The 23,303-nt window shown below is 63.5% G+C and carries 26 protein-coding genes and 1 pseudogene; 13 read left to right on the top strand and 14 right to left on the bottom strand.

Annotation, left to right across the window (positions count from 1 at the left end; translation table 11 throughout):
* Window positions 1-5: 5 nt before the first annotated feature.
* Window positions 6-957 (bottom strand): annotated as a pseudogene (locus ACNAOU_RS01720) (cation diffusion facilitator family transporter).
* Between the two features lie 113 nt (window positions 958-1,070).
* Between ACNAOU_RS01720 and ACNAOU_RS01715 the strand changes: the two are divergent.
* Window positions 1,071-1,952, top strand: coding sequence for an SGNH/GDSL hydrolase family protein (locus tag ACNAOU_RS01715; protein ID WP_422757878.1), 882 nt, complete (start codon window positions 1,071-1,073; stop codon window positions 1,950-1,952).
* A 94-nt stretch (window positions 1,953-2,046) separates the two neighbouring features.
* Here the strand turns inward: ACNAOU_RS01715 and ACNAOU_RS01710 are convergent, their stop codons facing one another.
* Window positions 2,047-3,153 (bottom strand): EAL domain-containing protein, encoded by a 1,107-nt coding sequence (locus ACNAOU_RS01710; RefSeq protein ID WP_422757877.1) that lies wholly within the window; start codon window positions 3,151-3,153, stop codon window positions 2,047-2,049.
* A gap of 133 nt (window positions 3,154-3,286) precedes the next feature.
* Complete coding sequence (locus tag ACNAOU_RS01705; RefSeq protein ID WP_422757875.1) at window positions 3,287-3,874, bottom strand: MarR family winged helix-turn-helix transcriptional regulator; 588 nt, start codon at window positions 3,872-3,874, stop codon at window positions 3,287-3,289.
* Window positions 3,875-3,979: 105 nt separating this feature from the next.
* Here ACNAOU_RS01705 and idi point away from each other — a divergent pair, with 105 nt between their 5' ends.
* From idi to ACNAOU_RS01675, 6 genes are read left to right on the top strand one after another with little or no spacing between them, the layout of a single operon-like run.
* Window positions 3,980-4,534: an isopentenyl-diphosphate Delta-isomerase gene (gene idi / locus ACNAOU_RS01700; protein WP_039239340.1), complete on the top strand. Its 555-nt coding sequence runs from the start codon at window positions 3,980-3,982 to the stop codon at window positions 4,532-4,534.
* Window positions 4,531-5,718: a polyprenyl synthetase family protein gene (locus ACNAOU_RS01695; protein ID WP_422757874.1), complete on the top strand. Its 1,188-nt coding sequence runs from the start codon at window positions 4,531-4,533 to the stop codon at window positions 5,716-5,718. The genes idi and ACNAOU_RS01695 overlap by 4 nt, the downstream gene beginning before the upstream one ends.
* Entirely contained in the window at window positions 5,715-6,620 is a 906-nt protein-coding gene (locus ACNAOU_RS01690) for a phytoene/squalene synthase family protein (RefSeq protein ID WP_422757873.1), read from the top strand. The genes ACNAOU_RS01695 and ACNAOU_RS01690 overlap by 4 nt, the downstream gene beginning before the upstream one ends.
* Window positions 6,617-8,269, top strand: coding sequence for a phytoene desaturase family protein (crtI, locus tag ACNAOU_RS01685; protein WP_110505965.1), 1,653 nt, complete (start codon window positions 6,617-6,619; stop codon window positions 8,267-8,269). The genes ACNAOU_RS01690 and crtI overlap by 4 nt, the downstream gene beginning before the upstream one ends.
* Window positions 8,269-8,619 (top strand): lycopene cyclase domain-containing protein, encoded by a 351-nt coding sequence (locus ACNAOU_RS01680; RefSeq protein ID WP_018778913.1) that lies wholly within the window; start codon window positions 8,269-8,271, stop codon window positions 8,617-8,619. The genes crtI and ACNAOU_RS01680 overlap by 1 nt, the downstream gene beginning before the upstream one ends.
* Complete coding sequence (locus ACNAOU_RS01675; protein WP_422757872.1) at window positions 8,616-9,815, top strand: prenyltransferase; 1,200 nt, start codon at window positions 8,616-8,618, stop codon at window positions 9,813-9,815. Before ACNAOU_RS01680 ends, ACNAOU_RS01675 begins: the two co-directional genes overlap by 4 nt.
* Here ACNAOU_RS01675 and ACNAOU_RS01670 read toward each other — a convergent pair.
* Entirely contained in the window at window positions 9,810-10,331 is a 522-nt protein-coding gene (locus ACNAOU_RS01670) for a MarR family winged helix-turn-helix transcriptional regulator (protein WP_018778915.1), read from the bottom strand. The genes ACNAOU_RS01675 and ACNAOU_RS01670 overlap by 6 nt on opposite strands.
* A 111-nt stretch (window positions 10,332-10,442) precedes the next feature.
* On the opposite strand from ACNAOU_RS01670, the gene ACNAOU_RS01665 reads away from it, so the two are divergent.
* Window positions 10,443-11,264 carry a TspO/MBR family protein gene (locus ACNAOU_RS01665; protein ID WP_422757871.1) on the top strand — a complete coding sequence of 274 codons (822 nt, stop codon included), beginning with the start codon at window positions 10,443-10,445 and terminating at the stop codon, window positions 11,262-11,264.
* Between the two features lie 25 nt (window positions 11,265-11,289).
* On the opposite strand, the gene ACNAOU_RS01660 is transcribed toward ACNAOU_RS01665, so the two are convergent.
* From ACNAOU_RS01660 to ACNAOU_RS01650, 3 genes are all read right to left on the bottom strand, one after another.
* Complete coding sequence (locus ACNAOU_RS01660; protein WP_422757870.1) at window positions 11,290-12,000, bottom strand: hypothetical protein; 711 nt, start codon at window positions 11,998-12,000, stop codon at window positions 11,290-11,292.
* A gap of 72 nt (window positions 12,001-12,072) precedes the next feature.
* Entirely contained in the window at window positions 12,073-12,408 is a 336-nt protein-coding gene (locus ACNAOU_RS01655) for a hypothetical protein (protein WP_235503124.1), read from the bottom strand.
* 270 nt (window positions 12,409-12,678) lie between these two features.
* The gene (locus ACNAOU_RS01650) at window positions 12,679-13,434 is read right to left on the bottom strand and encodes a class I SAM-dependent methyltransferase (RefSeq protein WP_422757868.1); all 756 of its coding nucleotides are present in this window, start codon (window positions 13,432-13,434) and stop codon (window positions 12,679-12,681) included.
* A 121-nt stretch (window positions 13,435-13,555) separates the two neighbouring features.
* Here ACNAOU_RS01650 and ACNAOU_RS01645 point away from each other — a divergent pair, with 121 nt between their 5' ends.
* Together ACNAOU_RS01645 and ACNAOU_RS01640 are read left to right on the top strand one after the other, a co-directional pair.
* A complete protein-coding gene (locus ACNAOU_RS01645) occupies window positions 13,556-13,936 on the top strand; it encodes a hypothetical protein (protein ID WP_422757867.1) in 381 nt (126 codons plus the stop codon).
* A complete protein-coding gene (locus ACNAOU_RS01640) occupies window positions 13,937-14,128 on the top strand; it encodes a YegP family protein (protein WP_422757865.1) in 192 nt (63 codons plus the stop codon). It abuts the gene before it with no gap.
* 5 nt (window positions 14,129-14,133) lie between these two features.
* Here ACNAOU_RS01640 and ACNAOU_RS01635 read toward each other — a convergent pair whose 3' ends face one another.
* From ACNAOU_RS01635 to ACNAOU_RS01620, 4 genes are all read right to left on the bottom strand, one after another.
* Window positions 14,134-16,491, bottom strand: coding sequence for a glycoside hydrolase family 65 protein (locus ACNAOU_RS01635; protein WP_189076412.1), 2,358 nt, complete (start codon window positions 16,489-16,491; stop codon window positions 14,134-14,136).
* Between the two features lie 30 nt (window positions 16,492-16,521).
* Window positions 16,522-17,253, bottom strand: a complete 732-nt coding sequence (locus ACNAOU_RS01630) for an HAD family hydrolase (RefSeq protein ID WP_422757864.1) — start codon at window positions 17,251-17,253, stop codon at window positions 16,522-16,524.
* 8 nt (window positions 17,254-17,261) lie between these two features.
* Window positions 17,262-18,263 carry a LacI family DNA-binding transcriptional regulator gene (locus ACNAOU_RS01625; protein ID WP_422757862.1) on the bottom strand — a complete coding sequence of 334 codons (1,002 nt, stop codon included), beginning with the start codon at window positions 18,261-18,263 and terminating at the stop codon, window positions 17,262-17,264.
* A 204-nt stretch (window positions 18,264-18,467) separates the two neighbouring features.
* Complete coding sequence (locus ACNAOU_RS01620; RefSeq protein ID WP_079582382.1) at window positions 18,468-19,085, bottom strand: alpha/beta hydrolase; 618 nt, start codon at window positions 19,083-19,085, stop codon at window positions 18,468-18,470.
* Window positions 19,086-19,111: 26 nt separating this feature from the next.
* Here ACNAOU_RS01620 and ACNAOU_RS01615 point away from each other — a divergent pair, with 26 nt between their 5' ends.
* Window positions 19,112-19,561 carry a helix-turn-helix transcriptional regulator gene (locus ACNAOU_RS01615; protein WP_018778925.1) on the top strand — a complete coding sequence of 150 codons (450 nt, stop codon included), beginning with the start codon at window positions 19,112-19,114 and terminating at the stop codon, window positions 19,559-19,561.
* 10 nt (window positions 19,562-19,571) lie between these two features.
* A complete protein-coding gene (locus tag ACNAOU_RS01610) occupies window positions 19,572-19,973 on the top strand; it encodes a VOC family protein (protein ID WP_026267320.1) in 402 nt (133 codons plus the stop codon).
* An 87-nt stretch (window positions 19,974-20,060) separates the two neighbouring features.
* Here ACNAOU_RS01610 and ACNAOU_RS01605 read toward each other — a convergent pair whose 3' ends face one another.
* From ACNAOU_RS01605 to ACNAOU_RS01595, 3 genes are all read right to left on the bottom strand, one after another.
* Window positions 20,061-21,197 carry a glutamate--cysteine ligase gene (locus ACNAOU_RS01605; protein WP_039239327.1) on the bottom strand — a complete coding sequence of 379 codons (1,137 nt, stop codon included), beginning with the start codon at window positions 21,195-21,197 and terminating at the stop codon, window positions 20,061-20,063.
* 40 nt (window positions 21,198-21,237) lie between these two features.
* On the bottom strand, window positions 21,238-21,687 hold the full coding sequence (locus ACNAOU_RS01600) for a hypothetical protein (protein WP_018778928.1): 450 nt from the start codon (window positions 21,685-21,687) through the stop codon (window positions 21,238-21,240).
* Window positions 21,688-21,903: 216 nt separating this feature from the next.
* Complete coding sequence (locus ACNAOU_RS01595; RefSeq protein ID WP_422757861.1) at window positions 21,904-22,668, bottom strand: GAF and ANTAR domain-containing protein; 765 nt, start codon at window positions 22,666-22,668, stop codon at window positions 21,904-21,906.
* Window positions 22,669-22,856: 188 nt separating this feature from the next.
* Here ACNAOU_RS01595 and ACNAOU_RS01590 point away from each other — a divergent pair, with 188 nt between their 5' ends.
* Window positions 22,857-23,288: a hypothetical protein gene (locus ACNAOU_RS01590; RefSeq protein ID WP_055977315.1), complete on the top strand. Its 432-nt coding sequence runs from the start codon at window positions 22,857-22,859 to the stop codon at window positions 23,286-23,288.
* The last annotated feature ends 15 nt before the right edge of the window (window positions 23,289-23,303 follow it).

Below are 23,303 nucleotides of genomic sequence, written 5' to 3'. Positions count from 1 at the left end.
TGTTCCTACAACTGCAGGGACGATTCGTCCGGGGTGGCAAGCGTCAGCACCGCTTCCTCCACAGTCTCGTGGTCCTCCAGCTCCCTCTCGATCCTGCGCAGCACCACGGCAACCTCGTGTTCCGGGTGGTCGCCTTGCAAGTCCACGGCCGCTACAAGATAGAGCTTGCGGGGGCCCACGAACTCCAGGTGGAGGTACGTCAGCCGTGCAATGTCCCGGTGTTCCAGGAGCTGCCGCCCCATGGACCGTTCTATGTCCGGCGTGACCCCCTGCCCTACCAGGAACCGGCGGTTGCGGTCGATCAGAACGACGGCAACAACCGCCAAGAGGACACCGACGACAATCGATCCGAACAGCATCGGGCAAGGGCGAACCCGTGACCTGATGGAGGAAGACGCCAGTGAATGCGATCACCAGCCCAACCAGGGCTGCGGCATCCTCCGCAAAGACGGCACGCAGGGTGGGATCCGAGCTGACAAGAACCTGTTCCAAGGTCCGCCGTTCCAGCTTCCTGGCTGCCTTTCGGGTCTGGCGGAAGGCCTGGACGAAGGAAAACCCTTCCAGGACAAAGGCCACTGCCAGAACCACATACGCAATCAGGAAGTCGGACGCAGGCTCCGGCTCAATGATCTGCTGGATCCCGTGCATGATGGAAACCACGGCGCCGGCAGTGAACAGCCCGAAAGCGGCAAACATGGACCAGACGTACGCTTCGCGGCCATAACCCATGGGATGTCCCGTATCGCGCGGACGTTGAGAGCGGCGTTCGGCCAGGAACAGGAACACCTGGTTGCCGGTGTCGGCCCATGAGTGCGCAGCCTCAGCAGTCATGGACGCCGACCCGGTGAGCGCCGCGGCCACTGATTTGGCCGCTGCAACCAGGGCGTTCGCCGCGAAAGCGATGACGACGGTCAGCAGGGTGGAGCTGGAGTCCGATCGCTTTCGTGAGGCAGCCATAGGCTTACCGTACCCAACAGCGCACGAAGTGGACGGCGGACCGAGGTTCCGCAGCTGAATAAAAGAATCCCCGTTTCAGCACACATTTTCAGGATGTGGCGCACTATGGAGGGATGGACGCTCCTGATGCCGACGGTTTGGCGCAGGACGGTTCCGGTAGCTTCCGGGCTGGACTGCACCCGTGGAGCCGTTATGTGGCATTGGGGGACTCGTTCACGGAGGGTCTGGGCGACCCCGAACCCCGCAGCCCGGGCGGACTCCGGGGATGGGCGGACCGTGTTGCTGAAGAGCTGAGTACGGACCACCACGATTTCGCCTATGCCAACCTGGCGATCAGCGGGAAGCTCCTCCATCAGATCCTGGAGGAGCAAGTGGGTCCGGCATTGGACCTCAAGCCCGATCTCATTACTCTCAACGCCGGCGGCAACGACCTGCTCTTTCATAGGAGCGACCCCGACAAGCTGGCACTGGAACTGGATCGTGGCGTGGAAATGCTGGCCTCAACGGGCGCCACCATCGTCCTCTTCACCGGCCCGGACTGGGGCGCGACCCCGGTGCTTGGCAGGACCCGCGGCAAAGTGGCTGTTTTCAACGAGAACATCCGCGTGGTGGCCGCCCGTCATGATGCCGTGATTGCCGATCTCTGGGCTTTGCGCCAACTCACCGATCCCCGGATGTGGGATCCGGACCGGCTTCATTTCTCTCCGCTCGGCCAGCACATCATCGCCATCATGGTCCTGGAGTCATTGAACGTCCCGCATTCCCTTGAACCGCTGACTCCGCGGCCGCTTCCCGAGCGCCGTTGGCGCGAGGCCCGCGCGGATGACATCGTGTGGGCCCGGGAGCACCTTTTTCCTTGGGTTGTGCGGAGGTTGACGCAGCGGAACGCCGACGGCGGTCGGCACCCCAAGCGTCCACAGCCCGGGCCGGTTTTCGGTGCGGCGATGCCGCCAGGCAGCTATGTCGGGAACGATCCCCGCCGTATAACGGACTGAACAACTGACTGACCGGCCGCCGAACAACTGACCGGCCACGCGGCCTGCCGCCTGGCACCCCGGGCGAGGACCGGCGTCGTCGATTTAACGACGGTCAGCTGGCAGGCTGCGGTTCCGTTTGCGCCCGGACGCTCCAGGCCGACCAATCAAGCGGGTGCACCGAGGGGCGGCCCAAAAGGTATCCCTGCGCAGCAGTGACCTTCAAGGCGGTGACTTCCTGCAGTTCTTCGGCCGTTTCGATGCCTTGCGCGTGGACATCTGCCCCGATCTCACGGGCCAGCTCAACGATGGCCTTGGCACGGAGCTTCTGGCCGTCGTTTCCGGCGATTCCTTCAATCAGGTGACGGTCCAATTTGATGATATCGGGGCGCAATTGCTCGATTCTGTCCAGCGAGACCAATGCGGCACCCGAGGCGCTGATCGCCACCCGCAACCCCAAGGCCCGCAGTTGTTCGAGGCCTTCGCCGGCCGGCTGGGCCGCCATGGATTCCAGGCTGCCCGTCAGCTCAACGATGATCCTCTCGGGGGCCAAGGCGGCAGCGGCCAGAAGGTTCCGCACCCGGGGATCGTGCGAGGTGGCCGGGGTGAGATTCAGAGTGACAAACATGTTTTCCGGGACGTCGTGCGCAGCCATCAGGGCGCAATGCAGCGCTGCAATCTCCAGCTCGGTTCCCAGACCGGCAGCAGCAGCTTCACTGAACCACACGTCGGCGCCCGCACCGTCCTCACCGATGAACCTTGTCAGGGCCTCGACGCCGATCGGGTCGCCCTTGGGAAGGGAGTGGATCGGCTGGAACGCCGTCAGGAGAAGCTTGTCGGCCAGGATCGATTGGATGCCGGCGCGGACGTCGTGGCTGACAGGGACCAGCACGGTTCGTGACGCGTCGGACGATTCCAGATGCAGGCTGGCGTGTTCCAAGTGAACAGGCACGTTGGACGCCGGCCGTGATGTTTTCCGGGTGAGGAGCAGGTGCTTCAGCAATGCACCCTCGGGGTCGTCCGGCCGCGCGTCAAGAAGCTCACGGAGCTTGTTCCTGGCCCCCTCACTGCGCGGTTCAGCGTCCTCAAGAATGGACTCGATGATGTCCAGGACCTGTGCCCGCATGGTCACTTCATCCGCGAACGGCGTGTCCCCTGCGCCGTCGTGGTTGCTGCTGTCCGCGTCGTTACCCGGTGATAGAGAGCCCGCTTCTTGAGCCATCAATTATTCCTTTGTGTATCCCCCGCTGGCCAGGCCAGACAACTGCCGGCCCGCCGCATGAGGGCCTTGCCTCGAATCTTACAGAGAAAAGTGTCACTTGGCTCACACTTATCACTCGAATCACAGGAAGCTTTCAGCGTGGAGCCGCAGCCCACGGCTCGTCCGCCACTTCGATCTCCCGCGCCATGTCATCGAGGAACCGCATCACGGCCACGCGCTCGTCGGGAGTGAGGCGTGCGGCCGCCAGGAACCGCTTCGCCTGTTGCTTGCCCACAGTACGCATCGCGGCTTCGTGCGTTTCCGGGGTAATGGCGATCGCGAGGGCCCGACGGTCGGAGGGGTGCGCCTGCCGGGTGACGTGGCCGGCGCGTTCCAGCCGGTCCAGCAATTTGGTGGTTGACGCCGTCGAGATGTTCAGGTGGGAAGCTATGGCTCCGGGCGTGGCTATGACGCGATGGTTGGCACAGACGATCAGGTAATGCAGCGCCCGCATGTCCGATTGGTTGAGTTTCATATACCGGAGCGAGGCCTCCGCAAGGCGCTGTTCGGCGTCGCGGAGCCTCCCGAGCGCTGCCATGAGTTCGCTGATCTGTTCAATGTCGGTTTCGGAGAACCGGGAGCGGTCAATCAACTGTTGGTGGGGATCATTGGCGTCCAGATGATAGAGGCCGGATGAGACCGGGAACCCGGCTTCTTCAGGCATTTCTTCAAGACTGGACATGCTGAGTATGTTACACCTAACTTCCTACATGGTAGCCTTTCTTCTAGCTTGTCTAGCAATATTCGGGCTGCTGTAAAGACTCAGGTTGCAGGAGGAAGGCGCAGTATGAACGCTACAGAGATGGTTGTCCTCCTTGACGACGCCGGCACACCCATAGGCGAAGCCCCCAAAGCAGGGGTCCACACACAGGAAACGCCCCTCCACCTTGCATTCTCCTGCTACCTCCTCAACGATGACGGCGAGGTCCTCCTGACCCGCCGCTCGCCGGAGAAGAAAACCTGGCCCGGAGTGTGGACCAACAGCTTTTGCGGACACCCGGCACCCGGCGAGGACCCCTTGGACGCAGTAGCCCGCCGGGCGCAATTCGAACTCGGGGTGGATGCCAACCAGGTTGAAATGGCGCTCCCCCACTTCCGGTACAGGGCCGTGGACCCCACGGGAATTGTGGAAAACGAAATCTGCCCGGTCTACGTCGCCAGGATCGCCGGCGATCTAAACCCCAATCCTTCAGAGGTAGCGGACTGGGCCTGGATGTCACCGGCCCTGCTGGCCAACTCCCTGGAGCGCACACCATCCGCCTTCAGCCCGTGGTTGGGACTCCAGTTCCCCCAGCTGCTTGAAGCGCGGGTACTCCCCCTCGGGACCGGAGCCAAAGCATGACCGTCACCTCCGGTGCTTTACGCAGCCGCACCGACCTTTGCACGGCGATTGAGAACGAGCTCAGCGGGCTCATCGGCAAGCGGGCCGCCGCCGCAACAACGTATGGGCCGCATTTCACCAGACTCTGGGAACTGGCCGGCCACAACGTCCTGGGTGGAAAGTTCGTGCGTCCCTTGCTGCTCATGGAGACCTACGATGCCCTCAGGGGGCGCGGCACGGACGGGACAGCCCCGCACGGGACAAGCCAGCCCTGCACTAACCAGCCCCAAGCCAGCCCACCGGACACGGGCCACCGCGAAACGGCCATCAGCATTGCGGCCGCGATCGAACTCCTCCACTACTCTTTCCTGCTCCACGACGACGTGATCGACGGAGACCTGGTCCGGCGCGGGCACCCAAACCTCATCGGCTCCCTCCTCGCAGAAGCAAAGTCGCTTTCAGAAACCCAGTCACTTCCCCGGACCAACAGTGGTGAAGGCGCCCGGGAAGGCAGCGACCTCCACTGGGCCCAAACCGGCGGCATCCTCATGGGGGACATGCTCCTCGCCGCCACCCACCAGGCCTTCGCCAGGGCTGACCTCCCGCATGCACTGAGGCTGCGGCTCCTGGATCTCCTGGAACACACCATCAACGAAACAGTGGCCGGTGAGCAGCTGGACGTGGGCCTTGGGGACGGCATCATCGACCCCCACCTCGAGACCATCCTGGTGATGTGCGGCTACAAAACCGCCACCTACACCTTCGAACTTCCCCTGCGGGCCGCAGCCGCGCTGGCAGGCGCGGACTTCGCCGTCGAAAATGCGCTCGCCACGGCCGGCCGCCATCTGGGCCTCGCCTTCCAACTCCAGGACGACCTCCTGTCAACGTTCGGGGACCCCCGCCGGCACGGCAAGGATCCCTTTTCGGATCTGCGGGAGGGAAAAGAAACGGCCATCATCGCCCATGCACGAACCACGGCGGCCTGGCCGGACATTGAGCCTTTCTTCGGCAGGCCGGAGCTGAACGGCTCGGAATGCGAATACGTTCGCCGGCACTTGGCCGATTGCGGGGCGGAAACGTTCGTCAACGGACTCATCGAGGAGCAGATGCGGGCCTTCAACGAGCTGCTGACCAGCACCATCCCGCAGGGCGTGTGCAATGTGTTGCTGGACCTTGCCGGGCAATTGGAAGGACGGCAGTCATGAGCCTCGCCTCAGACACCTCATTCACCCATTTCACCCGGACGGCCGAGCGGGCCGCCAACCAGGTGATCGCCGCGTATTCCACCTCGTTCGGGCTGGCGTGCAGGCTGCTCGGGCGGCGGCACCGCCAACATGTCCGGAACATCTACGCCTTGGTGCGCGTCGCGGACGAACTCGTGGATGGTGTCACCGCGGAGGCCGGCCTCAGCTACCAGGAACAGTGCGATGCCCTGGCCCACTTCATCGACGAGACCCACCGGGCCGTCAAGCTGGGCTACAGCAGCGACCTCATCATCCATGCTTTCGCGCAGACTGCCCGCGCGGCGCGTATTGACGAGTCGCTCATTGATCCGTTCTTCGACTCCATGCGCACGGACCTCGGCGGGCGCACCGGGACCCCGGAGACCCCCCTGCGTTTCGACGCCGACGCCCACCAGGGTTACGTCCACGGCTCCGCCGAGGTTGTAGGGCTGATGTGCCTGCGCGTTTTCATGCGGGATGAAAACATCGACGACGGCGACGCCGCGGCTTTGCAGCATGGCGCCAGCCGGCTGGGGGCTGCTTTCCAGAACATCAATTTCCTGCGCGACCTGGCCGATGACACCACCCGTCTGGGGCGAAATTACCTGGGCACCTCCGAGCACCTTGAGGATCGCGACCGCGTGGAATGGGTACGCACCATCCGCGCCCAGTTGGCCGACGCTGACGCCGTCATCCCTTTGCTGCCGCGCGATGCCCGGGCCGCTGTCCGCAGCGCCCTTTCCCTCTTCACAGCCCTGACGGACAGGATCGAGCAGACCACCGTGGACGAGCTCTACCGTTCACGGGTGCGCGTCCCGGATGCCGTGAAGGCCGGCCTTGCCGCGCGGGCAGTCACCTCAACCTGGATGGAGCTGCACCGATGACCCGGACAGTAGTGATCGGCGGTGGCATCGCTGGGCTTGCCACCGCCGCCCTCCTCGCCCACGAAGGACACGAAGTCCAACTCCTTGAGCAGCGTGACCGCGTTGGCGGGCGCGCCGGCAGCCTTGAGCGCGACGGCTTCCGCTTTGATACGGGCCCCTCCTGGTACCTGATGCCCGGCGTCTTCGACCATTTTTTCGAGCTTCTGGGCACCAGCACCGCGGAACAGTTGGATCTCCGCACGCTCAGTCCCGCGTACCGCGTGTTCAGCGAACCAAACCTCGACGGCGTCCGGCCGGACACGCTGACCGTTCCCTTGGGCAGCGAACAGGTTTTGGAAACGTTCGAGGACGTGGAACCCGGCAGCGCCAGGAAGCTGGCCACCTATCTGGCATCGGCGCGGCACACCACCGACATGGCGGAGCGCTTCTTCCTCTACAACCCCTTCACCAGGTTGCAAGGACTGCTCCAACCCGAGGTGCTGCGCAGCCTGCCCAAGCTTGCGCAGCTTCTGCTGACGCCCCTGGACAAATACGTTGCCCGGCGTTTCCAGCATCCTGTGCTGCGGCAGGTCCTGGGTTATCCGGCCGTCTTCCTGGGCACCAGCCCTTCCGATGCTCCTGCCATGTACCACTTGATGAGTGCGCTGGACCTCGGTGACGGGGTGCAATACCCAATGGGCGGCTTCTGGGAGCTCGTGGGCCGGCTTGAGGATCTGGCAGTCCAGGCCGGGGTTCGGATCCACACCGGCGCCGAGGCCCTCAAGATCACCACCCGCGCCGTCAGCAGGACCAAGAAGGTGGGACGGTTCGACGGCGTCAAGCTTCCGGCCGCCTTGACCGGCAGGGACAGCCGTGAAGTCACCGGCGTGACCTGGCGTGACACCTCCGGGAACGAGCACTACAGCGTGGCGGACCTCGTGGTCTCCGGCGCCGATCTGCACCACACCGAAACCCAACTGCTGGGCGTGCGGGACCGCAGCTACCCCGGTTCCTGGTGGCAGCGGCGTACCAGCGGTCCGGGAGCAGTCCTGGTGATGCTGGGAGTCAAGGGCAAGCTCCCTGAATTGCCGCACCACTCTTTGTTCTTCACCCGTGATTGGGAAGCAAACTTCGCCTCCATCTTCGGTGAAAACCCGGCCATTCCGGACCCGGCGTCAATCTATGTCTGCAAACCCAGCGCAACCGATCCCGCCGTAGCGCCCACAGACCACGAGAACCTCTTCGTCCTGGTTCCCATCCCGGCGGATCCCGCACTGGGAGCCGGCGGGCCGGACGGGGCGGGAGATGTGCTCATAGAACGAACCGCCGACGCTGCGATCGACCAGATCGCCCAATGGGCAGGCATCCCGGACCTTCGCGACCGGATCGTGGTCCGGCAGACAACAGGACCAGCGGACTTCGCCCGTGACTACAACTCATGGCGCGGAGGCATGCTGGGACCGGCCCACACACTGGGACAAAGCGCCATGTTCCGGCCCCAGAATGCCTCCAAGCGCGTGCAGGGCCTCTACTACGCCGGTGCCACAACGGCCCCTGGCGTGGGTGTGCCCATGTGCCTGATCAGCGCCGAGCTGGTCTTGAAAAGGATCCGCGGCGATCACAGCACCGGCCCTGTCACCGTGAGGCCTGTAGCCAGCAGGATTGGCTGATGGGAGTCCTCTACTTGGCCTCGTTGCTGCTCGGCATCACCTGCATGCTGCTGCTGGATCACAGATTCCGCCTGTTCTTCTGGCATGACGCGAAGGCAGCGGCGATCGTAACCGCCGTCGGGGTTTTGTTCTTCCTCGGCTGGGACGCGGCCGGAATCGGACTGGGGATTTTCCTCCGCGGCGAAGGAACCATAGCCACGGGCCTGTTGATCGCTCCCGAACTGCCCATTGAGGAGCCCGTGTTCCTGCTCTTCCTGACCCTGTGCACCATGGTCCTGTACACGGGCGCCCGGCGGTTGCTGGAACGGTCTCCCGCGAGGCAAGCGGAGCGGGAGCGGGAGAACGCATGACGTACCTGTGGCTCGCACTTGCATTCATCGCCGCGGCAGCCGTCGCCGGCGTGATCTTCGCCCGCCGGGGTACCCGGCAGGGCGAGACCTCCAGGCATTGGAAAGCCGTGGGGCTGGCGTTCGCTGCCCTGGCTGTGCTGACCGCGGTGTTCGACTCCGTGATGATCGGCATGGAGCTTTTCCACTACGACGCCTCGCACATTCTTGGCTTGAAGGCCGGGCTGGCACCCATCGAGGATTTCGCCTATCCGCTGGCAGGCGTCGTGGTGCTTCCCGGGCTGTGGATGTGGCTGACCCGCCGTCGGAGTGCCGGAGCAAAATCCGACCTCACACGCTTGGTTCCGCAGGCAATACTGGCGTCCCGGCCGGTCAGTTGGATCAACACCGCGTATCCCTTTGCCGCGGCGATGCTCCTGACCACCCGCGAAATCGACTGGGTCCTGATCGTGGGCACGTTCTACTTCCTGATCCCTTACAACCTGGCCATGTACGGCATCAACGACGTCTTTGATTACGAATCGGACCTCAAGAATCCGCGCAAGGGCGGCATCGAAGGCGCACTCCTCCGGCCGCAGCTGCACCGGCCAATGCTGTGGCTCGCCGCCATCACCAACGTGCCGTTCCTGCTGGTCCTCGCCTTCGCCGGCGGACCGGCAGTGTGGCTGAGCCTGGCCGTGAGTGCCTTCGCCGTGGTGGCCTACTCCGTGGCGGGACTCCGCTTCAAGGAACGCCCCGTGCTGGACTCGCTGACGTCGAGTACGCACTTCGTGAGTCCCGCCGTCGTCGGTTTGGCCCTCGCCGGTGCCGAGGTGACGCCCGGCCTCCTCCTTCTGCTGGCCGCGTTCTTCCTCTGGGGCATGGCTGCCCACGCCTTCGGTGCCGTACAGGACATCGAGCCCGACCGGCAGGCCGGCATCGGCTCCATCGCAACGGTCATCGGTGCCCGCCGGACGGTGCGGCTCGCCGTCGTCCTGTGGTTTGTTGCGGGACTGGCGATGCTGGCCACGCCGTGGCCCGGGCCGCTGGCGGCGATCATCGCCGTCCCGTACATCGTTAATTGCGCACCGTACTGGAACGTCACGGATACGACGGCGGCACGCACCAATGTGGCATGGCGGCGGTTTATCTGGCTCAACTACGGTTCAGGATTCCTGGTGACCCTGATCTTCATCCTGCAGTGGAGCCTGACGTCATGACCCGGACGGTTCTCCGGGCTCTTCGTCGATGGTGTCCAACGCCTCCCGCATATGCTGCAGGAAATCCACCACGACCCGTGACTCGTCCGGGCTCAGCGCAGACGCTGCGTCCAACATCCGGCGGTGCATCCCGCCCAGGGTGTGCCGGACTTCCTGGTCCGATCCCGGGGTGGCCTTCAGGATCAGCGCGCGACGATCGGTGGGATGGGGTTCACGGCGGATGTGGCCGGACTCCACCAGACGGTCAATCAAGGTGGTCATGGACGCCGACGTTATTCCCAGCTTGTCGCCCAGGTCCTTCGGCTTCATCACTTTGCCGTCGGCTTCCGCCTCAAAAAGGTACCGCAGGGCCAGCAAGTCTTTCTCGCCCATCCCCATGGACGAGCGGGTCCTGCGGCGCATCGCTTGTTCGGAGGCTCGATAGTCCCGCAGCGCGTTCAGGACATCGATGGCGATGGCCTTCTGCCCGGGGTCTTTCCCGTACCAATAGCCCTTTGCGTGGCCTTCCGAATCCATCCGATGTTCCTTCGATAAGCATAAAGCTCGCTTCACTAGCAATTTGATACTAAGTCACGGACACCCCGAATGCATGAAACCGCACATCCCATCAGGAAAGAGGCGCAGCATATGGCAACCGGAAGCCCCGATCCCACACGACAGATCGCTGTAACGGCGAGTCTGGTTGTCTGCATTGTTGGCTCGATGATCGGAGTCGGAGTCTTTGGCGGCACACCCATTGCCCAGGCCGCGGGCGGTGCCTTGGCCGCTGATTCCACCCTCCTGGCGCCGGCCACGCCCGCGTTCTCCATCTGGTCCGTGGTTTACACCGGACTGGTTGCCTACACCGTGTGGCAGTGGTTGCCGTCCCAGCGTTCCAGTATCCGGCAGCGGGCGTTGGGCTGGGTGGTTGCCGCGTCGATGATCCTGAATGCGGCATGGATCTTGTCAGTGCAGGCGGGATGGCTTTTTGTCAGCGTCCTGGTGATCATGGCACTCCTTGCGACCCTCGTCCTGGCGTTTCTCCGCTACAGCCGGACCCGCGCGTCCTCATGGGTGGAGGCCGTTGTGGTGGACGGAACTTTGGGCCTCTATCTTGGGTGGACCAGCGTGGCGGTGTGCGCCAATATCGCTGCCGCTTTGAAGGCTGCCGGATTCTCCGGATTCGGCCTGCAACCCGAGGTGTGGTCCGTTACCGTGCTGGTGGTGGTGGCGGTCATTGGCGTCGCGTTGGCCTTCAAAGGCCATGGCCGTCTCGCCCTCGCTGCGGCCATCGCGTGGGGCCTGGTATGGATCACGGTTGGCCGCAGCTCGGACGCACCTGAGTCATTTCCGACGGCGGTCGCGGCCGCCGTCGCAGCTGCACTGGTCCTGGGTGCTGCGATCGCGGTAAGGACCCGGGTGGCCTTGGCCGGAGCAGGTGCCCGGAGTTCCTCCTCACCGCTGCAATAGCCCGGCGGCCTTGGCACGGGTTGCTTCAGCCTGCGATGAGCTCCTTCACCGGGCCTTCGTGCAACGCCAGATAGACATCGTCCCGGACTTGGTTTGCTTCCGGATCCGTCATCGTCCGGCCGAGAGGCCGCAAGACGAGCCGGATCAGCGCGTTGGCCTGCCCGGCGAGGATCTGCAAACGGTCCCGCGCTCTGGCAGGAAGCTCGTCGTACGCAGTCAAGGCCATCAGTACGACGCTTTCCAGGTCCTCCGCCCGGTAACCCAGAGCCGTCCGCACCCGGTCTCCGAGCACTTCGCCATCCATATCCGCGGCAACGACGATTGAGATGTCCCTGCTGATGGACGGCATGTGGGACACCGGTCTCCACGGTGAGAGGTCCAGCATCTGCTGTTGAATCCGGGGATCGTCCGAGCTGAGCAATCTGATGTCGGGAACGCCCTTGCGGAGCATCAGGGCCCGGTCCAAGCCCATCCCGAGAGCCAGTCCCGACCAGTGACCGGGGTTCAATCCGGCATCCAGGAACAGCTGTGGGGCCATCAGCCCGCACTCCGCAAGCTCCAGCCACTCACCGTTCATACGCACATCGAGCTGCAGGCCGTTGTGCGTATAGGGATGGGTTGCCGGAACTGTCCGCCAGTCCGCGCCCGGCAGCACAGCGTTCACCAGCGAGGCAACCATTTCCCCTAGATGGGAGGCCGTCAGCGTCTCCTTGGACGAGACGCGCCACAAATCCACTTGGTGCGGCGTCCCTACATGGGTCCGGTCAATGGCGTCCCGACGATAAACCACGCCGGGGATTGCCCAGAGCTAGTCGAGGGACCCATCCGGATCCAGCGAACGCAGCAACGACGGGATGGACGCGGAGGTGTGACTGCGCAGCATGACGGTAGGGCTGATGTAGCGGGAGTACTTCTGGTCGCGCGTGACGTCCGCGGCGCTGAACCCGAGCCGATCGTAATTGTCGGAAACGCTGACCAAGGGACTATGGCGGATGATCCGCTCCGACACGTTCCACTGCCCGCGCAGGCCGCGCACGCTGTCATGGAGGAGTTGCTGCATGGCGTGCGGGCCTTGGTCCGGATTGGAGAGGTCCCGGATGGTCAGGGCTTCATGGAGTTCTGTGGGTTTGAGATATGAAGGCATGGCTGGTCCTTGGATTCGGTGTGGGTGGAGGTCTCCTCCCCCGACCTTCTCCGTGCCAGGACCTAGGCGCGCGCCAAACAGCCCTCGCGACCGGAGACCGGTCGGGGGCAAGTAAATCGACGCAATGAAGGCATGGGCCGACTATACCCGGGTCCGTGGCGACTGCACAGGGCACCGGGCCTATGGCAAGGCCCGGAAGCCTTACTGCAGACCGCTTGACAGGCCCGCACCGGACAACCCGTGATGGGCTTGGTCACAGTCAGGTTGACCCTAACGGTGCACGAGCCGGTACACCGACACGTGGCTCCTGGACTCGGCCGTGAAGTCGCTGCGGTCCCAGTCCGCCCACCTGGATTCGAGCTGGAACCCGGCTATCCGCGCCATGAGGTCCAGTTCGCTGGGCCAGATGTAGCGGTGTGGCGTCCGGCTGATGCGCGCATCCCTGCCGTCGGACAGGCCCGGGCCGAAGCGCACGTGGTGGGAGATGACATGCTGGCGAAGAACGTTATAGCTGTCCACCAAGAGGTAACCAGGCTGGCTCACTTCAACTGTTCCACCGTGTCCGGGCGGCAGTGAGCGCAGCTGCGGCACCCACAGCTCAATGACGAAACGACCGCCTGGCGCCAGATGCCTGGCCGCGTTCTGGAAGCAGCGGACCTGCTCCTCCTGGGTCAGGAGGTTGGCGATGGTGTTGAACACCAGGTACGCCAACGTGAACTCGCCCTGCACCTGCGCTTCGGCCATGTCGCCCTGAACCACCGGGATGGTGGCCGCGTCTGCCTTCGACCGCAGCCGCCGGATCATCGCGTGGGAAAGTTCTATGCCACTCACGGGCACGCCGGCTTCGACGAGCGGCACCGCCACCCTGCCGGTACCGATCGCGAATTCGACGGCGGCACCGTCACCGGCGAGTTCCGACAACACCTGAACGGTGGGGCCCAGCACGTCGGGCGAGAACATGCCTTCACCGGGGGTGTCGTACTGCTGCGCGGTTTCTTCGTTCCAGAGCTCCTGCTGGTCGGTCATCCTGCCACTATTGCAGGTCCCGGCAACCGCGCGTAACGATTGACATGACATAACTCACATTCTGTAAGCTGGATTCAGAGTCACGCAGTCGGCTTTCATCGCTCTCATCAGGGAGGTCCTCATGGCCCCCAATTCCTTCAAAGCCAACATTCTTCTCACCCATGGTGTCGCAGCTTCCGCGGCCTCCGTTGCTCGACGAAGAGCAGCAGTCACCCAAGGAAGCCATGGCGCAGCCAACAAACCCGACGCCCTGCTGGGTGCCATAGCCGTAAGGCAGCTTTTTCACCGCTGGCCGCTGGTGCCCTCCCGCGAACTGGAGAGGATCCGCCACGTCCTCCTTCACTGCGACCAGCTGGGTTCCCCGGATACCCACCACCTGTCCGAGCCGGCCCAAGCGCTGCTGGAACTGATCAACAGCGAGTTGGACCGGCGTCGAACCGCGGAAGACCGCCCGCAGGCGCCCGCAGCAGAGGCACCCGCCACCAGGAAGGGGGCGGCGTAAATGGCCGGCCACTTTGAACTGTTCGACGAATCAGGCGGTGATTGCCGGGTCCGCCTCGTCGATGCCGACGGGACTGAACTCGCGCTCTCCATCTGTTTCCAGGACAGGGCCACGGCCGCCAAAGCCATTCATTCGCTGCGGGAAATCGCGGCGAGTGGCCTGATTGAAGACCACACGTCGCGGGCTTCCTGAACGGGTTACCGGATGATCGGAAGACCCGCCGTCGGGAAAACGCTGGGGAAGATCGACGGCGGCGGGACGGGAACGTCCTCCAGCGGCACCTGGACGGTGGCGGCACCAACGGTGACGTCGTAGTCCCGCACTTTCACCTGCAACGGCTCCTCGCTATAGTCGGGGCCAGGCACGAGGGTCAACGCAATGGACCCTTGTTCCAGCTCGACGGCCAGCAGTCGGCCCTGCACCTTGAGCCGGAAGGACAAGCCGTCCCATTCAACAGGCAGCCGGGGATCGAAGCGCAGCACCTCGCCCTGGTCCCGCATTCCCGCGAAACCACAGACCAAGGAGCTCCAGATGCCGCCGGTGGAGGCAATGTGGACGCCGTCAATGGTGTTGCCGTGCGAGTTGTCGAGGTCGATGAACAAGGCCTCGGTGAAGTGCTGCAACGCGACGTCCCCGTAACCGACCTCGGCCGCCATGATGCCCTGCACGCACGCGGACAGGGTGGAGTCGCCGGTCGTGATGGGATCGTAGAAGTCGAAAGCGCGCTGCTTCTCTTCAGCGGTGAAGTCCTGCCACTGGAGGAACATGGCCAGCACCGTGTCAGCCTGCTTGAGGACCTGGTGGCGGTAAATCACCAGCGGGTGGAAGTTCAGCAGCAACGGGTACTTGGACTTGGGCGTATTCCAGTCCCAGGGTTCCAGGGTCATGAAGTCGTTGTCCTGGCTGAAGACCTGGAGATGGGGGTCGTACGGGAGGGACATCCGTTCAGCGGCCTGCCTCCACACCATGCGCTCGGTTTCGGCGATGCCCTCGTGTTCCAGCGCGGCCGCTGCCCGGAGGTTAAAGCGTGCCATGACGTTCGTGTACAGGTTGTCGTTCACCACAGCCGTGTACTCGTCCGGCCCGGTGACGCCGTGGATGTGGAACATTCCGTCCTTGCCGAAGAACCCCAGCGAGGCCCACATGCGGGCCGTCTCGATCAGCAGGTCGGCACCCAGCTCTGCGCTGAACGTGTCATCGCCGCTGGCCCACTGGTAGCGGTTGGCAGCGAACGCAATGGCGGCGGCGATGTGGAACTGGGCAGTTCCCGCCGCATAGTAGGCACTCGCTTCCAGGCCGTTGATGGTGCGCCACGGGAACAACGCACCGTCCACGCTGAGTTCCTTGGCCCGTACCCTCGCATCCGGCAGCATCGCGTGCCGTGATTCGAGCACCTTCCGGGCGCCGCAGGGGTTGGTGTAGGTCAGGTAAGGCAGGAGGTAGATCTCCTGGTCCCAGAAGTAGTGGCCCTCGTAGCCGGAGCCGCTGACCCCCTTCGCGGGAATGCCGGCCACACCGGCACGGGCAGTGGCTTGCGCGAGTTGGAACAGACCCCAGCGCACTGCCTGCTGCATCTCGGCCTGGCCGCCGATCGATACATCAGCAGTGGTCCAGTACTCGTCGTAATGCGCTTTGCTCTGGGCCAGGATCTCGGAGAACGGCACCAGGTTGGCCTCCGCCTCAGCGGCCAGGCTCTCGCCACGGTCCTCGGCATCCCCGGCTGACCCGGCCACGACGTAACTGACCGTCTTCTCCAAACGGAAAGTGTCGCCGTCGTGGATTGCCAGAACGTAACGGACGGAGGACTCGTCCTCCGCCACCAGCGTTTCGAACGGCTGGCCTTCGGCCGAAATCCAGTGGTCGACGGCCATCGCCACGCGCTGGCGCGACTCCGACGTTTCCCAGGCAAGGCGGAGCGAACCATCGGCGCCTTGGAGGTGAAGTGGCAGCAGTACCCGCCCGGCGTGCCGCCCCGAACGCCGGGGGTCATGGACCGAGTGGTCCTCCACAGGCTGGTCCTGGCGGTTCACGACGCCGGAGGTGATGTCCGCGGACACGTCGCGGTCCGCTGACAACGACAGTTCAAGGCCGAGGCATCCGCGGGAATCGAAGCCGACCGCGCGGCGCTCCACTGTGGTGACGGTCGCGCCGGACCGGCAGGACCACACGATGCGTTCCTCGTAAACGCCTGTGGAGAAGTCCACACTGCGGTGATAGTCCAACACCGTGGACTCGGCAAGGCTCAGGGCTTCGCCATCAATGGAAACCGTGAAGTTGTTGGCATCCGGTACGTACACGATCCGTTGGCCCGTCCGTGCGAATCCATAGGCGTTTTCGGCATGCTTGATGTCCCAGATCTCATGGAAACCGTTGATGAACGTGCCGGGAAGCTCGCTGTCTCCCGCCGTGGAATGGGATCCACGGATGCCGAGGTGGCCGTTGCCTAGCGCGAACAGCGTTTCCAACGTTCCCTCGTCACCGGGTACGTGGATGTTTTCCACAAGCTTCCAGGGCTCGCAGGGGAAACGCAGCCGATCGGAGCTGATGAGTGCCATGGGCTGTTGAAGTCCTTCGAAAAAGTAGGGTCAGAGAAGTTCGTTGAGGTCGTCGACCACCAGCGTGGCGCCGGCATCGAGCAAGGTCTGGCGGCCCGCACCGCGGTCCACGCCGATCACGGCGTAGAAGGGAGCTCCCGCGCCGGCCTGCACCCCGGACACGGCGTCTTCCACCACGATGCATTCCTCCACGGGTACGCCCAGCAGGCCTGCTCCATACACGTAGGTGGCCGGGTCCGGCTTGCCGGAAAGTCCGACGGCGGCGGCCACCTGGCCGTCGACGACTACCTCGAAGTTGTGGTCGAGTCCCGCTGCCTTCAGCACGGCAGGAGCGTTCCTTGACGAGGAGACGACTGCGATCTTGAGTCCCCGTTCCAAGGCCGCATTGATGAATTTGACGGAACCTTCGTAGGGCTCCACTCCCCGGGTGTCCACGATTTCGTTGAAGATGGCGTTCTTGCGGTTGCCGAGCCCCTGGACGGTCTGGTTCGTGGGCGAGTCGTCCGTTGGGCCTTCCGGGAGCGTGATGCCCCGGGAGGTGAGGAAGTCCCGGACGCCGTCAAAGCGCGGCTTGCCATCGATGTGGTCGAAGTAGTCGCTCTCCTGGTAGCCCTCCTGGTGCCCGATCCGGGCCAGGTAACCGTCGAACAGTTCCTGCCACGCCTGCTCGTGCACCACGGCAGTGGGCGTCAGCACGCCGTCGAGATCGAACAGGAGCGCCGAGGCGCCGGTCCAGGCATTACGAAGGTCAGTCATGTGCATAGTTCCGTTCAGCGCTTGTGGCGCGTGGTTTTGCGTTCGATGAGCTTGGTATCGAGCAAGTGGTTGGAGGGTTGGTGGGGGGATTCGTTATTCAGGAGTCGTTCGCACAGCAGGTTCGCAGCGAAGGCGCCCTGGTCAGCTACCGGCTGCGCCACGGTGCTGAGACCCAGGAACCAGCTCATCGGGTGGTCATCTATTCCGATCACGGACACGTTTTTCGGCACGGACAAGCCGTATTCCCGGAGCGCGGTCAATGCACCGAACGCGGCCTCGTCACAGTGGGCGAACACTGCCGTGGGCTTCGCGCCGCGGGTGATGAGCTCAGTCATGGCCCGCCGCCCGTCGTCGATACCTGGCCCTGAAGCCACCACAAGGTCCGGGTGAACGGTGAGGTGGTGTTCATCCAGCGCACGCCGGAAGCCACGGAACCGAGGAGTCTCAGTCACAACGGAGTGTTCATTGCTCGAGAGAACGGCCAAGTTCCAATGGCCCAGCCCCAGCAGGTGTTGGGTTGCCTGCCAGGCAGCGTGTTCGTCATCGATGCCTACATTGTCCCACGGAACATTTCGCATGCCCACGCTGGCCATTGCCAGTCCGCAGGCTTCTAACGCTTCCAGTTCTCCGGGCTCGAGGTCAATGTTGAGCAACAGCAGTCCGTCGACCCTCTGCGCGAGGTTTTCAAGGTCCTCGAAGAACTGCTTCCGGACAGTGGCCTTGTTGCGGAGGCTGATCAGGACCGTGTCGTAGCCACTGTCGCCCAGAACCTCCTCTGCGGCTTCCACGGCCTGGGAGAAGAACCACGATGTGGCTGTGGGGGCGACGATCGCCACCGACCCTGTGTTTCCGCCGGCCAGCCTGGATGCGGCGGCCGAGGCTTTGTAGCCGAGCTTGCTGGCAGCTTCAGCCACCCGCGACTGGGCCTTTTCGGAAACGTTGGGGAGCTTCCTGAGTGCCCGCGATACCGTGCAAATCGACAACCCGGAAAGGACGGCTACGTCCTGGATTGTCACCCTGTGAGTCCTAACCATGCAACACGGCCTCAACCCTTTCCATGCTCGCCTGACGCCTTGGCGTGTGTCCCGGACCGGGTCACCAGCCAAAAGTGTAAGCGCTTACAATTTTGTCATTCAATAGAGTGCGGTTGAATGCGAAATTGTGACGCGAATCTCACCAACAGGTTTGATTCCGGGGTGGGAATGCCTTCTAATCCAGCCCTAGCCCAGCACGTAGTACTTCAGGAAAGCACTGACATCCACCAATTCGACAGGGTCTATCCGGTGCCCCATCCCGGGGTAGGTACGTGCCGTCAACGCCGTGTTGGCGTTCAACCACTCCTCCGTGTGGGCGATCGCGTCCTCGTTGATCACGGGGTCCGCTTTGTCCCTCCCCCAAAAGAACGGCGGCGGGGTGTCGAATGATTCACTCAGGGCAAGCAGGTCGTTGTCCAGGACAAATCCGGACAAGCCGACGGTGGCTTTGAACGACCCGGGCCGCAACCGCAGAAGCGTGCTGGCCATGGCCATGCCTTGTGAGTAGCCGAGCAAACTGACGCTGCTGTGGTTGTCTTTCACGGAGTTGATCCAGTCGAACACCGCATTTGTGGAGGCAATCACATCCGCGAAGTCGTTGGTCAGGAAGTAGTCCAGCAGGAACCACCCGTAATCGTCGCCGATAACCTTGGGCCCCCGCAACGCAGCACAGGTGAAGTCCGTGGGCAGTTGGTCAAAAAGGTTGACCATGCGCTGCTCGCTGGTGCCGTAACCATGCAGCATCACCAGCAAAGGAGTGCCCTTGCGCTGGTTTTCGGGCTTTGACCAGACCACTGATTCCATGGGCATGAGCCTAGTAGACTGACGCCATGACACCGCAGGAATTGGCCAACCTGGCCCATCTGCGGCGCGCCCGCGACTTCATAGACCGCGAGTACGCGCGTCCTTTGGACGTGCCCACCATGGCAGCCGGCGCCCTCATGTCACCGGCGCACTTCTCCCGCCAGTTCAAGGCCGCATACGGTGAATCGCCCTACAACTACCTGATGACCCGGCGGATAGAGCGGGCCATGGCCCTCCTTCGTGCCGGGACCAGCGTTACGGATGCCTGCATGGAAGTCGGCTGTACCTCCCTGGGCTCCTTCAGCAGCCGCTTCACTGAAATCGTAGGGATCACGCCCAGCGAGTACCGCTCCCGGGAGCACCACGCCGTGAAAGCCATGCCGAACTGCATCGCCAAACAGCACACTCGCCCCGACAGGAAGGGCAACACCAACCTGAGCAGGATTGAAGAAGCGCAGGCTCCCAAGCTGCAATAGCGTGTGGTTCATGAACATTTCATTGAAGTACGCACACGTCACTGTCAACGATGTCGATGAGTCGCTCGCCTTCTACCGCGACGCGCTCGGCCTGGAGGTCCGCAACGACGTCGGCTCCGATGGCCAGCGCTGGGTGACCTTGGGCAGCGACGCCCAGCCCGACCTCGAACTTGTCCTCTCCCCGCCGCACGCCGGCCGCTCCCAGGCTGACGGCGACGCCATCCAGGAACTCCTCACCAAGGGCGTCATGCCGATGCTCGTCTTCAGCACGGACGACCTCGACGCCACCTTCGAGAAACTCCGGGCGTCCGGCGCAGAGGTCCTCCAGGAACCGATCGACCAGCCGTGGGGACCGCGCGACTGCGCCTTCCGCGACCCCTCCGGCAACATGATCCGCATCAACCAGGGCTGACCGTCCGGGCACTTCATCGGAGGCTACGGCCCGCACAAGGCGCGACGACGGCGGCTCACCGGCCCGCCGTCGTCGGGCCTTCGACTGCTAGTGGCTGAGCAGCCCGGCGTCCGAAAGTTCCCCGTACTCGTGCGTGGAGGCGATGGCTGCGGTCACGACGTCGGACAGCCGCCGCCGGCGCGCGTACGCCTGGCGCTGCAGCCGCTCGCCTGAACCGCGGCGGAGGATGCCGGCCACCCCGGCCCGCGCCAGCGACAGGTCTCCGGCCTTGCCCAGGGCAGGCTTGATGTGGCGCAGCAAGGCGCCGGCAACTTCCGGAGCAGCAACCGGGCTCTGGTCCTGCGGGTGAAGCAGCTCGCGGTTGATGCCAAAGCGGCTCGCCTTCCAGTTGGCCATGCGGATGACCTGGGTCAAAGCACTCGACGGCGGATCGCCCCGCCGCCATTCAGCGGCCGAGGTTTCCACCAGGGCGCGCGCGATCACCGCCAGGGTGAGCGCGTCTTCTGCGTAGAGGCAAACGTCCGCGATCCGGAGTTCGACAGTTGGATGGCCCCTGGAAAGGCGGGCGTCGAAGTAGATCATGCCCTCGTCCATGGGAACTCCCGTGCCCAGCAGCGCCCCCAGGACTGCGCGGTATCCATCGGCCGAACCAAATACGTCCATGGGACCGGCAGTAGGCCACCGGTTCCAGATCTGTGTTCGATAGCTCGCGAAGCCGGTGTCGGCCCCCATCCAGAAGGGAGAGTTGGCGCTGAGGGCAAGCAGCACGGGGAGCCAGTGCCGCATGCGGTCCAGGACTCCAACGCCTTCCTCAGGCGACTCGATGGATACGTGGACATGAAAACCGCATGTGAGTTGCTCACGCGAAATCAGGCCGAATTCCGTGCCCATGGCAGCGTAGCGCTGATTGCCCAAGGTGGGCGTCGCATGGAATACCGGCGGGGTAGCCAGCGCGGCCACCCGCGCACCCACGGCTCTGGCCGCCTTGTCGGACAAGGCCCGGCCGGCACGGATTTCAGCCCTGAGCTCAGCAGCCGTCCGGCAAGGGCGGGAGTTGACCTCGATCTGCTCCTGCTTGAATTCGGACTTCAGGGAAGCGGCGTCACCGTCAACATCCCCGCCGTGGGCAGCCGCCACGTCCAGAATGTCTGTGGCGAGGGCCAATGGCATGCCGTCCGAAGGATCGGCAATCAGAAGTTCCTCTTCGACACCAAACGTGCGCACAGACCCACCCCTCCCGCTATGGATTATTCAGAGACGGTGGTTACCCAACGTGGCGCGGAACCTCCATTTGGAAACCACAACGGCAATGCAGGACCTGGGTCTGCAAGTAGACCTCAAGGAGATTGGGGCTTTCAGGATCTTCAGTGCTCCGGGGGGCCTCAATCACGCGTTCAGTAGGACGTCCCAGCGTCATGGGGTCGCCGCAATGTGTGCAGCTGAACCACAGTCCTGCTGCTGCAGTGGAAAGGAATTCCTGTTGGATCTCCGGCACCAGCGTTGCCAGGCGGACGGGGTGGGCGTAGAAGGTATCGCATTCGCTGCAGGTGTAGCTGACGTCGACCACTTCCGTCTGGTGTGGTTCGGCTTCCACCACGGTCTCAACAAAAATGTAGGAATCGGTGCCGCAGACAGTGCACCATGGCCGCACTCCGGCCTGGGCAGGTTCGGGCCCTTGTGAAGGTTTCGGGACAGGAAGGGAACCAAGCGTCATTGCCATTCTCCTTTTACAACTCCAAGGAGCCGCATGCATTGACGCTGCGAGCCGGCCGATAATGGCCACGGCTGAAAGTGCAGTTCTTGGACCATCCGGGATGGCACCACGTCATGAGGCTCCAAGGGCTATCTGCTTAACCCACCTAAAATGTAGTTCACCAGTGGCTTGCGTCACAAGTCATCGGCTGGCCGCGGACCCTTGGGGCGCTGTCCCTCAGGGTTCGAAATGAGCCACGGGTGACTCTTTCGCAACGCTCTTGATCAGCGACTCGGCGACGTCACGCAGCTTCTGGTTCCGGGCGCTTGAGGCCTTTTTGAGGATCTGGAAGGCGTCGTCTTGGCTGCACCTGTTCTGCCCCATGATGATGCCGCACGCGAGGTCGATCACGGTGCGGGACTGCATCGCATCCTGGAGGTCATCGGCGTGCTGCTGCTTTACTCCGATCCGGACTGCCAGGCGCAATGAGCGTTCGGCCTGGCTGGCATAGAGCTCACAGTCCCGGATGGTGGCCGCGTCAAAAGCGTCGATCCGCGGAGCGAAGAAGTTAAGGGCCGCGGTTGCACCTTCGTCCAGCTCCAAAGGGACACAGAGTGCCGAAAGATGGCCACGGTCCGCGATGACCTTGCAGTAGTCGGGCCAGCGCCCCTCGGTGGAGGTGTCGGGCACATGCACGGTGGCATGGCTACGCATTGCTTCCAGGCATGGGCCGTCCCCGTACGCCTGCTGTACTTCGTCAATCAATCTGGCTTCCGGGGTGCTTCCGGCCACCGTGGCCGTCCGCCTCCGCCTGCTCAATGTGATGCCACAATGCACGTTCACGCCCACCGCGTTGGTCACTGCCGCTGCGGAAAACACAGCAAGCTCTCCGAGGAATCCACCGACGTCTTCGCTATCGATAACGAGGTCCTGAAGCTGCTCGGGCACCGAAACTTCGTCGGGCGCCGAGGCGGCATCAGGCAGCGCCAATTCAACGTTCATTTCGTCCATGCCTTAGTTTACGATCGCCGGGTCACTGCCTGTCACCCCTTTGGGGAATGACAACAGAATCCTTGCATATGCCGTGCACCTATGTGCACAATCTAGCTACAGTCCCGCATTTTCAGGACCAGGCTTTACAGCTCATGCAGACGGGCGACCCGCATTTTTTGATGCCGAGGTAGACACCCATGCCGGCCCAGCCAGCGTCCAGAGTCCCGGACGAAGCCCACCAACCGCCCGATGAGCGTCTTTGGTGTACCCGGTGCAATACGGACAAGCACCTCCTGGTGAATTCGATCCAGTCCCACTATCCGCCCGCGCCCAACTTGGTGGACGTGGCGTACGAGTGCCATGTCTGCAGGTATTCCTACCAGCAGATCGCGTCCGTCCAGAGGGTTGCCGCGGTACTCAACCGACCCGGTATTTCCCAGGGGGTACTTCAGTTCGGCGGTCAGTATCTTCACTGCGGCGAACCCATGAAGACCAGCAGCTGCGAGCTCCGGAGGATTCAAACTCCCCTCGTCCTGAAACCGGGTGGGCGGCTGCGGATGTACGAGGTTCTCATCAACACGAGGATTCTTGGCTGCCACTGCGGCTTCCGGATGGAAATTCCGGACTGAACGTGACGGGCGCAG

Origin of the sequence: Paenarthrobacter sp. C1 (assembly GCF_049315185.1) — a bacterium.
Taxonomy (GTDB): domain Bacteria; phylum Actinomycetota; class Actinomycetes; order Actinomycetales; family Micrococcaceae; genus Arthrobacter; species Arthrobacter nicotinovorans.
Note: the sequence above shows the minus strand (reverse complement) of the source record. Positions and strands in the feature narration are given on the sequence as shown.

Bases quoted from the DNA above. Each gene is read 5' to 3' on its own strand.
- ACNAOU_RS01715 (WP_422757878.1), top strand. From the start codon at position 1,071: ATGGACGCTCCTGATGCCGACGGTTTGGCGCAGGACGGTTCCGGTAGC.
- ACNAOU_RS01710 (WP_422757877.1), bottom strand. From the start codon at position 3,153: ATGGCTCAAGAAGCGGGCTCTCTATCACCGGGTAACGACGCGGACAGC.
- ACNAOU_RS01705 (WP_422757875.1), bottom strand. From the start codon at position 3,874: ATGTCCAGTCTTGAAGAAATGCCTGAAGAAGCCGGGTTCCCGGTCTCA.
- idi (WP_039239340.1), top strand. From the start codon at position 3,980: ATGAACGCTACAGAGATGGTTGTCCTCCTTGACGACGCCGGCACACCC.
- ACNAOU_RS01695 (WP_422757874.1), top strand. From the start codon at position 4,531: ATGACCGTCACCTCCGGTGCTTTACGCAGCCGCACCGACCTTTGCACG.
- ACNAOU_RS01690 (WP_422757873.1), top strand. From the start codon at position 5,715: ATGAGCCTCGCCTCAGACACCTCATTCACCCATTTCACCCGGACGGCC.
- crtI (WP_110505965.1), top strand. From the start codon at position 6,617: ATGACCCGGACAGTAGTGATCGGCGGTGGCATCGCTGGGCTTGCCACC.
- ACNAOU_RS01680 (WP_018778913.1), top strand. From the start codon at position 8,269: ATGGGAGTCCTCTACTTGGCCTCGTTGCTGCTCGGCATCACCTGCATG.
- ACNAOU_RS01675 (WP_422757872.1), top strand. From the start codon at position 8,616: ATGACGTACCTGTGGCTCGCACTTGCATTCATCGCCGCGGCAGCCGTC.
- ACNAOU_RS01670 (WP_018778915.1), bottom strand. From the start codon at position 10,331: ATGGATTCGGAAGGCCACGCAAAGGGCTATTGGTACGGGAAAGACCCC.
- ACNAOU_RS01665 (WP_422757871.1), top strand. From the start codon at position 10,443: ATGGCAACCGGAAGCCCCGATCCCACACGACAGATCGCTGTAACGGCG.
- ACNAOU_RS01655 (WP_235503124.1), bottom strand. From the start codon at position 12,408: ATGCCTTCATATCTCAAACCCACAGAACTCCATGAAGCCCTGACCATC.
- ACNAOU_RS01650 (WP_422757868.1), bottom strand. From the start codon at position 13,434: ATGACCGACCAGCAGGAGCTCTGGAACGAAGAAACCGCGCAGCAGTAC.
- ACNAOU_RS01645 (WP_422757867.1), top strand. From the start codon at position 13,556: ATGGCCCCCAATTCCTTCAAAGCCAACATTCTTCTCACCCATGGTGTC.
- ACNAOU_RS01640 (WP_422757865.1), top strand. From the start codon at position 13,937: ATGGCCGGCCACTTTGAACTGTTCGACGAATCAGGCGGTGATTGCCGG.
- ACNAOU_RS01635 (WP_189076412.1), bottom strand. From the start codon at position 16,491: ATGGCACTCATCAGCTCCGATCGGCTGCGTTTCCCCTGCGAGCCCTGG.
- ACNAOU_RS01630 (WP_422757864.1), bottom strand. From the start codon at position 17,253: ATGCACATGACTGACCTTCGTAATGCCTGGACCGGCGCCTCGGCGCTC.
- ACNAOU_RS01620 (WP_079582382.1), bottom strand. From the start codon at position 19,085: ATGGAATCAGTGGTCTGGTCAAAGCCCGAAAACCAGCGCAAGGGCACT.
- ACNAOU_RS01615 (WP_018778925.1), top strand. From the start codon at position 19,112: ATGACACCGCAGGAATTGGCCAACCTGGCCCATCTGCGGCGCGCCCGC.
- ACNAOU_RS01610 (WP_026267320.1), top strand. From the start codon at position 19,572: ATGAACATTTCATTGAAGTACGCACACGTCACTGTCAACGATGTCGAT.
- ACNAOU_RS01600 (WP_018778928.1), bottom strand. From the start codon at position 21,687: ATGACGCTTGGTTCCCTTCCTGTCCCGAAACCTTCACAAGGGCCCGAA.
- ACNAOU_RS01595 (WP_422757861.1), bottom strand. From the start codon at position 22,668: ATGAACGTTGAATTGGCGCTGCCTGATGCCGCCTCGGCGCCCGACGAA.
- ACNAOU_RS01590 (WP_055977315.1), top strand. From the start codon at position 22,857: ATGCCGGCCCAGCCAGCGTCCAGAGTCCCGGACGAAGCCCACCAACCG.